Raw genomic sequence first — 10,883 nt, forward strand, 5'->3', positions numbered from 1 at the left:
CGCGCGGCCGCGTCCGTGATCCTGGTGGCAGGCGGGGCGAGCGCGGCGGTGAGCGCCCTGGGCGCGTCGGCCGAGCCGCACCCCGCGGTCAGCGCGACCGGCGAGGCCGAGCCGTCGGCGGACAAGATTCCGCCGCCCATCGAGAAGGTGTGGCCGCAGGCCGTACACAAGATCCCGGCTAAGCTGCCCGACGGCCGCACGTACTACCCGCAGCTACTCCTCGACGATCACACGCTGCTGGTCATGACGGGTGTCCCCGACGGAAAGCGTCAGTTCCTGTGGAGCTACGACCTGGGCACCGGCCAGCCCAGGCAGCTCGCCGAGATCCCGCCGACGAAGGGATCGGCGATCTTCGCCGACGGCGTCGCCGCCGGTGGCGGCAACATCGTCTGGTGGGCGTCCTACAAGGAGGCGGGCAGCCCGCGGGTCGCCCGGATCTGGACGGTGCCGGCCACCGGCGGCCGGCCTCGGCCGGTGACCGACGTCCCCCTCGGAAACGTCATGAAGCAGGGGCACATCAACGGGCTGACGGTGACAGGCGCGGACGTGGTCTTCGCCTACGAGAAGGGCGGGGTTTACCGGGTGCCACTGAGCGGGGGCTCGCCGCAGCCGGTGAAGGGCGCCGAGCGGCACCACATCCTGCAATGGCCGTGGGTGGGCGTCCACCACGGAAAGGCGATCTTCCGCGAGTTGCTCAATGTCGAGACCGGTGAGCGGCGCGACGCCGTGGTCAAGGCCGACGAGGAGGTCAGGTGCGGCGTCGACCGGTGCGCGGGCGTGGCCGTGCGATACAAGACCGTCAAGGTCAAACGCCCCCGCGACCGCTCCGGCAAGGAGATCAAGTGCGGCACCCGCCGGTGCCCGGACACGGTGCAGACCCAGACCATCCTGCGTAGGTTCGTCCGCGACCGCGACGGCTCCCAGGAGCGCGAACTGCCGAGCAGCTTCCAGCTAGGCGACGACGCCGGCCTGGAGCGCTTCTTCAAGGTCGATTTGAGGGGACCGGGAAACCAGGCCGTCCTGACGCTTTACGACGCCGACACCGGCAGGTCGGCCGACCTTGGCATACGGTCGAACGCGAATGGAATGGCGATCCCCGACGGTGGCTTCGACCGGCTGATGACCTATCCGATCAAGAACGAGATGTACGTCCTGGACCTGGCCGCGATCAAGTAGGAGGAGAGGTAGGAATCGCGTCAAACGGCCCAAACGAGCGGCTCGCCGCAGGTCAACTCCGGGCTCCCCGTAGAGCACATGCGGGAGGCCCTGTACGCTGCCGCCTAGGAGGGCCGAGCAGTGGCCGGGCCTCGCTGAGCGCCCAGGCCGAAACCCGACCTCGAACCTCGCTGCTGTTACCCCTCGTGGCCTGCCGCGACGCTCCACCTTGCCCCTGGTGACGGCGACCCGAGCGCCGGGCCCTTGAGGCAGGACCGGCACCGGCTAACGATCGGTTCCATGCGCAGGCGGTTGCTCGGCAGGGAACAAGATCGCGCTGAGTAGGTATGGCGTGCGGCCTGGTGCGGGAGTGTTGGCCAGCCGGTCGCGCAGTACCGCGAGTAGGTCGGCCATCGTCGCGGTGAGCTCGTCCGGACTCAGCCACAGAGTGCCCTGCCGGTAGGAGACCGAGTCGGCGGCCGGGTCGGCGCCGTCGCGGTTCAGGTAGGCGTTGAACTCGGCGATCAGAACGGCCATGGCCGCGGCGAATCCCCGGCGGTGGTCGTCGAGCGACATCGCGGCGGCCGCGCCGGCGTCGATGGTGGGCCGGTCTTGACGCAGCCGGTAGCGGCGCTCGACCGCGCCGCGTACCCGCTGCTCGCCGTCCACTTCCAGGAACCCTCCCTCGGTCAGCTGGGCGACCTGGCGGTACACCGTGATCTTCGGCACCTCGGGCATGCGGGCGCACATTTGCGCGATCGTCAGCGTTCCTGCTGCGGACAGGGCGTGCACGATACGCAGCCGCACCGGGTGCAACAGCTGCTCTACAGGGTCCATGGCCGAACGATTTCATATGCGATACCATTATCCAAAATGAAAACGTAGCGGGCGAAGGGGGCGGCATGCGGGAAGTGCCGGGGCGGAGAGTGCAGGCGAACGGCCGGTACGTCTATGTCGAGGAGTCCGGCCAGGGGCAGGATCGGGTGGTCTTCGAGGCGGGCGGAGGCTGCGGCCGGACCTGCTGGGACCCAGTATTGTCGCCGCTGGCCGACCAGGCGCGGCTGGTGGCCTACGACCGCGCCGGGCGCGCCCTCAGCGGCCGCACCACCCAGCAGCTCAGCATCGACGACATGGCCGCCGACCTGATCGCGATGACCAAGGCGGTAGTCCCGGGCGAGTTCGTGCTCGTCGCGCACAGCATGGGCGGGCTGGTCGCCCGCCGCGCCGCCGAGCGCCTGGGATCCCGGCTGCGGGGGCTGCTGCTGGTCGACGCCTTACCGGAGACCTCCCCGGTGTACGACACCTGGGACCAGACCACCAAGAAGATCGACAACATGCTGGCAGTGACACAGACGCTCAGCCGTTTCCCTCCCCTGGCGCGGCTGTTCAGCGGCAACGTCCGACGCTTGTTCTCCGCCGACACCTACCAGACCATGCTGGCCGAGGACTTCACCCCCGCCGGGATCTCCCAGACCCGCCAGGAGATACAGGCGGTGGCCGCCGCCATCCCGCAGTTCCGCGCCCAACCACCCCAACTCCCGAAATGTCCGACGATCGTGCTGTCTGCGGCCCGCGCCGCCAAAGGGCGGGAGCATCAGAACGCCGCCATCCGCGAGCACCAGCGCCGCTACGCCGAGAACCTCCCCGACGGGCGCTACGAGGACGTCGCCTCAGGACACTTCATCCAGGCCGAGCAACCAAACCTCGTCGCCGACCGGATACGCCGGCTCCTCAGTCGCAACTCCTGATCACCAGGCGGCCACACGGGACAACTCGCTGATGCCGTACGGCCTGACCACGTCACCCGATCGCCAGGCGTACCGTGGCCGAAGCGGCGCTCGTTCACACCGGAGTACAAACTGGCGATGGTCGAGGCCTACGCTGTGCCGATCCCCGCTGGAGACCCGGAAATGGTTCACTGCCCGAGCACCGGCGCGCACACCGGCTCGTACGGCTCCGGAAGGCCGTAGTCTCGCCACTCTGCCGAGGTGAGGGATCGGGCCGCCGCCTTGCAGACTGAGACGAATAGATCGTGGTCGGCAAGTAGCGCAACATTCCACAGGCGTACGGTTTCATCTTCGCTGGCGGTGGCGAGGGTGTGGCCGTCAGGACTGAACGCCACCCAGACCACGGCGCTGGTGTGGCCGGTGAGGGCGGCGCCGAGTTGGCGGTGGGTGCTCATGTCCCACAAACGAAGGGTTTTGTCGTTGCTGGTGGTGGCGAGGGTGTGGCCGTCGGGGCTGAAGGCCACCCCGTAGACGCTGCTGGTGTGGCCGGTGAGGGCGGCGCCGAGTTGGCGGTGGCTGGTCACGTCCCACAAGCGAACGGTCCCGTCTGCGCTGGCAGTGGCGAGGGTACGGCCATCGGGACTGAAGGCCACCCCGTAGACGCTGCTGGTGTGGCCGGTGAGGGCGGCACCGAGTTGGCGGTGGCTGGTCACGTCCCACAAACGAACGGTTTGGTCCCAGCTGGTGGTGGCGAGGGTACGGCCATCGGGACTGAACGCCACCCCCTCAACGTTGCCGGTGTGCCCGGTCAGCGGGGTGCCGAGTTGGCGGTGGCTGGTCACGTCCCACAAGCGAACGGTTTTGTCCCAACCGGTGGTGGCGAGGGTACGGCCGTCGGGACTGAACGCCACCCCCTTTACGAAGCCGGCGTGGCCGGTGAGGGCGGCGCCCAGTTGGCGGTGGCTGGTCACGTCCCACAAGCGAACGGTTTTGTCCCAACCGGTGGTGGCGAGGGTACGGCCGTCGGGACTGAACGCCACCCCCTCCACGTTGCCGGTGTGCCCGGTCAACGGGGTGCCGAGTTGGCGGTGGCTGGTCACGTCCCACAAGCGAACGGTTTGGTCCCAACCGGTGGTGGCGAGGGTACGGCCGTCGGGACTGAACGCCACCCCGAAGACGTAGCCGGCGTGGCCGGTGAGGGCGGCGCCGAGTTGGCGGTGGCTGGTCACGTCCCACAAGCGAACGGTCTCGTCGTCGCTGGTGGTAGCAAGGGTGCGGCCATCGGGACTGAACGCCACCCCGAAGACGCTGCCGGCGTGGCCGGTGAGGGCGGCGCCGAGTTGGCGGTGGCTGGTCACGTCCCACAAGCGAACGGTCCCGTCTGCGCTGGCGGTGGCGAGGGTACGACCGTCGGGACTGAACGCCACCCCCTCCACGACGCTGGTGTGGCCGGTGAGGGCGGCGCCCAGTTGGCGGTGGCTGGTCACGTCCCACAAGCGAACGGTCTCATCGTCGCTGGCAGTGGCGAGGGTACGGCCATCGGGACTGAACGCCACCCCCTCCACGAAGCTGGTGTGGCCAGTGAGGGCGGCGCCGAGTTGGCGGTGGCTGGTCACGTCCCACAAGCGAACGGTTTTGTCCCAGCCGGTGGTGGCGAGGGTACGGCCGTCTGGACTGAACGCCACTTCCTCCACGACGCTGGTGTGGCCGGTGAGGGCGGCGCCGAGTTGGCGGTGGCTGGTCACGTCCCACAAGCGAACGGTCCCGTCTGCGCTGGCAGTGGCGAGGGTACGGCCGTCGGAGCTGAACGCCACCCCGAGCACGGTGCCGGTGTGCCCGGTCAGTGAGGTGCCGAGTTGGCGGTGGGTGGTCACGTCCCACAGGCGTACGGTTTTGTCTTTGCTGGTGGTGGCGAGGGTACGGCCGTCGGGACTGAAGGCCACCCCGAAGACGCTGCTGGTGTGGCCGGTGAGGGCTGCGCCGAGTTGGCGGTGGCTGGTCACGTCCCACAAGCGAACGGTCTCGTCGTCGCTGGTGGTGGCTAGGGTGCGGCCGTCGGGACTGAACGCCACTTCCTCCACGATGCCGTTGTGGCCGGTGAGGATGCCTCTTGCGGGGTCGGTCAGTGCGGTGAGCAGGGCATGGCGGGCGTCGTCGGTGGGCGAGAAGCGCCAACTGGCGGCGGCCAGTGCTTGTGCCAGGCTGGCAGTGGCACTTTCGCTTTGTGTCGCGAGCTGGCGTGAGATGGCTTCCCGGCTGTTGGATTCAGCCAGGGCCTGCTGGATGCTGGCGTTTTTGGCGGCGATGATGGCAGCTGCTGCTCCCGCCAGTGACGCGATGATCAAAGTGATCAGGGTGATGATGGTGATCCGGCGGCGTCGGGTGAGGCGCTGTGCGGCATGCTCGCTTGCGCGTAGGAAGGCGTTGACGCTGTGGCTCTGGGCGCGGTGGTGGGCGGGATTGTCGTGCCAGCGCTGGCGTGCGGCGCTGATGGCTTGCAGGCGGGCCTGGTCATACAGGTAGCCGGTTTGGTGTTGGTGGCGCTCCCAGCGGGCGGCGTCTTCGGCGAGTTGCTGCGCCGCCAGCAGGTCGGCGCGGCCGGTATCGATCCAGGATCGTAGCCGGGGCCAGGCGCGGATGAGTGCTTCGTGGACGAGTTGCGCCTTGTCCTCGTCGACCGTCACCAGCCGGGCTTGGGCGAAGGAATTAAGCACTCTCGTGGTGGCGAGGTCGTCCTCGGTGGTGTCTGTGGCCGGGCGGAGTTCGGCCAAGGCGACGGTACGGCGGGTGTCCTCGGTGCCCTCGCCCAGATGCACCAGCTGCAGTAGCAAGTGGCGGGCGACCTGCTGGTCAGCCTCGGTGAGGCTATCGAAGGTGTCGTTGGCGGTCTTGGCCAGGGCCTTGGTGATACCGCCGGTGGCGCGGTACCCAGCCAGGGTGAGCCGGCCGTTGTCGCGGAGCTGCCACGTGGCCAGCAGGGCGTGCGACAACAACGGCAACGGCGCACTGAACGTCCCGGTGGTATTGCTCGGGCTGATGGCATCGGCGCCCAGATCCTGCAACAGGGTGTCGACCAGCCCCTCCTCCAAGATCAGGCCGGCCAGACGGGCGGGCTGTTCGATCACCTTGCGCAGCTGGGCGCGGGATAGAGGACTGACCACTACCGGATGTTCCAGCGCACCGGTGAGCTGAGGGTAGGGGGTGCAGTGACCGAAGAAGTCCGCACGCACTCCCAGCACCACTCGTACGCTCCGCCAGGCTGTGGCCATGGCTGTGATGAAGGACGCGCGCTGGGCGGGCTCGGTGCACTGAGTGAACAACTCCTCGAACTGGTCCACCACGATGACTGTGTTAGCCGGCAGCTTCTCTACCAGCTCCTCGAGCGGCCGTGTCGTATCCCACGAGGGTTCGTCGTGCCGGCCGGGCGGGCCGGCCAGGTCGTGAAGGCTGTCGCGGAGACGATCCAGAGGGGTGGCGCCGGGGGTGAGCAGCAGGCAGCGTCCCGGCCCCAGTTTGGGGATCAGGCCCGCCTGCAGGAGTGAGGACTTGCCGGATCCGGACGGGCCGGTGACCAGCACCGGCATCCCTTCAGCAGCGTTCACCCGCTGCTTCAAGATGTCGGTGAGGTGCTCGCGGCCAAAGAAGAATGCCTCGTCCTGCACGCCGTAGGAACGCAATCCCAGGTAGGGGCTGTGCTGGCTGTGGGCGGCCGCGGGCACCGGCGAGGGGCGTGCGGTGGGTGGCCGGTAGGCGTGGTTGACCGTCAGCGGGCGGCGCCCGTGGGCGTCGGCGGCCTGACGGCGCGGCGCCGGCAAGCGACGATCGGACAAGACGCGGGTCAAGCTGGCATGCACATCATCCAGTGACAGCAGTGACGGCCCGAGGGGATCGCCTCGAGCGAGCACGTCGATCAGCGCGCCAGAGAAGACGGTATGCCGCTCACCTGACAGAGCCCAAGCCGTCTCGTTCCTACTGGTGGCGGTCAGCAGGTAGCTGTCGGGCCAACCGGTGGCCCAACCCGCCCAGCAGCAGTCCAAGATCACCACGCTCAGGTGGGCGCGCACCTGGGACAGCAGATCACGCACCTGGTTGAACGGCAGCGCCTGATAGACGGCCGACCCCCGACCCAGGTCCGCGGTCGCCTGGGTGGCCAGATATAGCTCGCCATCGGGGCCCAGCAGGCCATGCCCGGCGTAGTAGAACAACGCCACTTCGTCGGACTGCTCGGCCAGGTCGGCGATAGCTTTGGCCAACTCGGCCGGGTCGCGGGGGTCTGACAGACAGGTCAGATGCCGGCGATCCAGTCCAGCGTGCTGCACCACGGCGTCAGCCAGGTCGTGCATGCTGGTGACGGCTGCCGGCACATCCTCGATCAGCGCCCCCGCAGCGGGGTGGCGGCCCGATCCGACCAGCAGGGCACGTACCCCCGGTCCGGACAGCAACCTCGCGGGCAGACTGGCCGGTTCAGCCACCCGCACTCTCCTCCGGCACCGGCAAGGGCCGCTCGTTGTTCAGCGCCGTTTCGATCTGCGCCGTCACCGCAAGGGTCTGCTCGGCGTTCAACGTCTTGATCCGGGCAGCGCTGACCTGCACCTCCGTCCCGTCTGGCCGCTTGACCGTGATCTTCACGTCGCTCGTACGGTACCGAAGCCAGGCGATCACTGCCCCGGCCACCGCCGCCACCGGAGCGCCGGCGAGAACCTGCACAGCCTCGGCCACCGGCCCCAGCGCCCCGGTCGGCGGTGGGCTTTCCAGCAGACGGACGCCGCCTCGCAGTTCCGGTTCCCGGCGGAGCCAAGCATGCAGTTCCCGGACCTCCGCGGGCGTGTCCACTACCACCAGCGATCCCTTTCGCTGGTCGTCTGTCTCGCCTACAGCACTGGCATACGGAATTCCCGCCACCGAAACCTCCTCGTCATCTGCCGCCGCCAAAGGAGAGGTTGTGCCACCCCATCAGATGACTACCAACACGGCAAGCCAAACACCCAAATTCGGTTGTTACGCCTCGCAGTACTCATCTATCGCGGTGACCTGGATTGCTTGGTGACGCGATATTGGGGGCCGTCAGGCTGGCTTGGCAACACTCTCGACTGCTCATCGGCATGCCCGGCATCCAAACACCTCCCGATACCCCAGCTCTGCTCCCGCGTCGGATTCGTCCACCACTACATGTCGGCCGACGGGCAAAGCCTTAGTCCTCTCGCGCTCCTGCCCCCGCCTGCGCCTGGGCAACATCGACGACCCCACCAGCAGCGAAGCCGTCACTGCAATGTCCAGCCTCACCGTCCATCTCGTCAGAAAAGCCAACGTTTCATCGACATTAACCACATGGCCCGTCGTCACCCAAAGAAGTTGTTGTCCGTGGCCGTGTAAAAGTGGCTCTGGCGCAATGTGTGTGATCTCGCCACGGACCGTGACATGAAGAGTTTCTTCGAAGTTGGTAGCGATCACATAACCCGCCAAACATGAGGGCGACCGCTCGGTGATGATCTCATTCGACCAAGAACACGATCATCACCGACCGACCGCGGAGTCATTGTGCAGCACGTCGGACAACCTGCGGGTGACGCCTGCCTGAGAATCTGTCGACACGTCAGTCGACCTTCCTGCGCCGGTCGAGGTCTCGGCGCCCGCGACGGAGAACACCGCCATTTCGCGGGAGGCCGACCGAGACTCGGTCACCGCGCTGCGCACCCAAGAACGACACGCCATCATCCACAACCTGGTCAACAAGGGGCTGACGATCACGGCGATCTCCCAACACCTGGGCTTGGACCGCAAAAAGGTCCGGAAGTACCGAGAGCTCGCCGAACAGGTCATGGTGCAGGGGCAAAGAATGCCTGCAGGTGGTAGTTGACGGAGTCAGGGCAATCGAGTTGGGGGGCGTGGCCGCAGCCGTCCAGGATGTAGGTCTGATCGTGGGGCAGCAGGTCGGCGAAGCGCTGCGCCCGCTTAACCGGCTGGATGGTGTCCTGCTTGCCCCACAGCACCAGGGTCGGCGTCTTGGTGGAGGGCAGGGCACGCTCGGTCGCGCTCCAGTCCAGACGGCGTTCCAGCAGATAGGTGGCTCGAATGTTGGCAGGGAAGGTCATCGGAGCCCACCACTCCTCCAGCAGTTCGTCGGTGATGCGTTCCTTATGGACGAGCATGCCCTCGGCCAGGCCCCGGGCGGCCGATCGGCTGGTGGACAGCTTGACGGCCAGCTCGCCAAGGATCGGAATCTTCAACGCCTCCCACATGAACGTGCCGGGCAGATCCAGCCCAGTGGCATCGAGCAGGGCCAGCTTGCTGACTCGCTCGGGGTGACGTTGGGCAAAAGCCAGTGCCCAGCCACCGCTCCAGGAGTTGCCGGCCAATCCCGCCTGCCGGACGCCGACGGCGTCCATGAAGGAGCCGATGGCGGCGGTCATCGCGTTCAGGTCGTAGCCGAAGTCCGGGTCCTTGACCTGGGTGTAGCCCTGGCCGGGCAGGTCGATCACATAGACAGTGTGCTCGCGGGCCAGCACACCGACCTGCTCCTTCCAGCCGATCACGGTGCTGCCGCCGGGCGAAATCAAGATCAACGGGGTGCCGGAACCGGCCTCGATGTAGTGAAAGCGGGCCGTCGGTGTGTCGGCGTACCGGGAAACCATCGCGGCCAGGTACGGCGAGCGGAAATCAGCCTTAGCGGGTTGCCAGCCGTACGCGCCGAACAACAACGCGCCCACCAGCACAGCGACGGCACCCAGCACCCAGTGACGCAGCCTTGCCCGGCGTCGTCCCGCAGCGTGAACCATGATCATCCCTCCATCGGTGGTTCCGAGTGCCTTCAAGACGGGCGGGCCATGGCCGGCGTGACAGCTTCCGTGTGTGACGTGGCTCATGGCGCAAGTCATTGACGCCGACGCCGCGCTGGAACAGGTCGGTGAGGACGATGAGTCCTTCGAGGAGGTTGCGGCCGAGGCGGTCGACCTTCTGGACGGTCAGCAGGTCGCCGTCGCGGATGTGGGACAGCGCGTCCAGTAGCGCGGGCCGATCGTCGGTGGCGAGCTTGCCGCTGATCTTCTCCTCGAAGACCTTCAGGCAGATCGGATCGAGGGCGTCGTGCTGCCGCTGGGTGTTCTGCTTGTCGGTACCGACCCGGACCAGGCCGATGACCGCCAGAGGAGCGCGCTCCGTTCATCAAACGTGCTGCGGCGGGCAGCTGGACGTTGGTCGCGGGACGCGTAGCGGATCTCGGCGTCAGGGTCGATGAAGCGGCGGATCAGCCAGGGGCAGGCGATCCGGTCGGTTTCGGGCCGGGCCCTGGTCACCTAGATCACGATGGGCCTCCGGTGGGGAGTTCGACGCGGCGGAAGATCCGCCACAGGGTCAGGTCGTAGAGGGTCTTGGCGGTCCCGGCGATGAGGAACGGCCAGGCCAGACCGAGGGGCTGCAGCAGCCCGGCCAGTGCGGGGCCGACGGGGCGGGTCAGGTAGCGGGCGGTGTTGGTGACGGCGGCTGTGGTGGTGCGCTCGGTGGGCGGGACCATGGCCATGACGTAGGCCTGGCGGGTGGGAACGTCCATCGAGGACAGACAGGCGCGGGCCAGCAGCAGCCCCGCCGCCACTGGGAACCCCGGGGCGAAGGCGACGCCGATGAGCAGCAGGTTACTCGGCAGGTGGGTGAAGACCATCGTGTTCAGCAGCCCGATCCTGGCCGCGATGACCGGCGCAAGCAGGAAGGAGGCGGTCTGCAGGACGGCACAGCCCGCGAACAGCAGCCCGATGCTCGCCGTGTCAGCTTTGTAGTGGACGCCCAGCCAGTAGGCCAGGTAGGCCTGCACGACGAACCCCCCTGCCAGGCTGTCCATGGCGAACAGCGCCGCCAGCCGGACCACGACCGGGCGGGGCCGGACCGGTGCGGAGACCTGAGCCGGGGCCACCTCGACTCTCAAGGAGCCCGTGTGGTTGCGTCCTCTCCCGACGATCTTTGTTGACCGCCCGTCGGGGGCCGGCGAAGGAGAGCGTCCGCCCGAACGGC

The 10,883-nt window shown here is 67.7% G+C and carries 9 protein-coding genes; 2 read left to right on the forward strand and 7 right to left on the reverse strand.

What is annotated here, in order from left to right; translation table 11 throughout:
* Positions 1 to 1,176, forward strand: a 1,176-nt coding sequence (locus tag ABZ297_RS44540) for a hypothetical protein (protein WP_355359888.1), incomplete at its 5' end; no start/stop codon positions are given.
* A 264-nt stretch (positions 1,177 to 1,440) separates the two neighbouring features.
* Here ABZ297_RS44540 and ABZ297_RS44545 read toward each other — a convergent pair.
* Positions 1,441 to 1,992, reverse strand: coding sequence for a helix-turn-helix domain-containing protein (locus ABZ297_RS44545; protein WP_355359891.1), 552 nt, complete (start codon positions 1,990 to 1,992; stop codon positions 1,441 to 1,443).
* A gap of 65 nt (positions 1,993 to 2,057) precedes the next feature.
* Between ABZ297_RS44545 and ABZ297_RS44550 the strand changes: the two genes are divergently transcribed.
* Positions 2,058 to 2,903, forward strand: a complete 846-nt coding sequence (locus ABZ297_RS44550; protein WP_355359894.1) for an alpha/beta hydrolase — start codon at positions 2,058 to 2,060, stop codon at positions 2,901 to 2,903.
* Between the two features lie 167 nt (positions 2,904 to 3,070).
* Here the strand turns inward: ABZ297_RS44550 and ABZ297_RS44555 are convergent, their stop codons facing one another.
* The 6 genes from ABZ297_RS44555 to ABZ297_RS44580 form a co-directional block, all read right to left on the reverse strand.
* Entirely contained in the window at positions 3,071 to 7,354 is a 4,284-nt protein-coding gene (locus ABZ297_RS44555) for a caspase family protein (RefSeq protein WP_355359897.1), read from the reverse strand.
* Positions 7,347 to 7,784: a hypothetical protein gene (locus tag ABZ297_RS44560; protein WP_355359900.1), complete on the reverse strand. Its 438-nt coding sequence runs from the start codon at positions 7,782 to 7,784 to the stop codon at positions 7,347 to 7,349. The genes ABZ297_RS44555 and ABZ297_RS44560 overlap by 8 nt, the downstream gene beginning before the upstream one ends.
* Before the next feature lie 914 nt (positions 7,785 to 8,698).
* Positions 8,699 to 9,664 (reverse strand): alpha/beta hydrolase, encoded by a 966-nt coding sequence (locus tag ABZ297_RS44565; protein WP_355359903.1) that lies wholly within the window; start codon positions 9,662 to 9,664, stop codon positions 8,699 to 8,701.
* Entirely contained in the window at positions 9,546 to 10,025 is a 480-nt protein-coding gene (locus ABZ297_RS44570) for a recombinase family protein (protein ID WP_355359912.1), read from the reverse strand. Before ABZ297_RS44570 ends, ABZ297_RS44565 begins: the two co-directional genes overlap by 119 nt.
* Complete coding sequence (locus ABZ297_RS44575) at positions 9,941 to 10,174, reverse strand: chromate resistance protein ChrB domain-containing protein (protein ID WP_355359906.1); 234 nt, start codon at positions 10,172 to 10,174, stop codon at positions 9,941 to 9,943. Before ABZ297_RS44575 ends, ABZ297_RS44570 begins: the two co-directional genes overlap by 85 nt.
* 5 nt (positions 10,175 to 10,179) lie before the next feature.
* Positions 10,180 to 10,797, reverse strand: coding sequence for an MFS transporter (locus ABZ297_RS44580; RefSeq protein WP_355359909.1), 618 nt, complete (start codon positions 10,795 to 10,797; stop codon positions 10,180 to 10,182).
* Between the last annotated feature and the right edge of the window lie 86 nt (positions 10,798 to 10,883).

Origin of the sequence: Nonomuraea sp. NPDC005983, from assembly GCF_040614375.1 — a bacterium.
In the GTDB taxonomy this organism is placed as follows: Bacteria; Actinomycetota; Actinomycetes; order Streptosporangiales; family Streptosporangiaceae; genus Nonomuraea.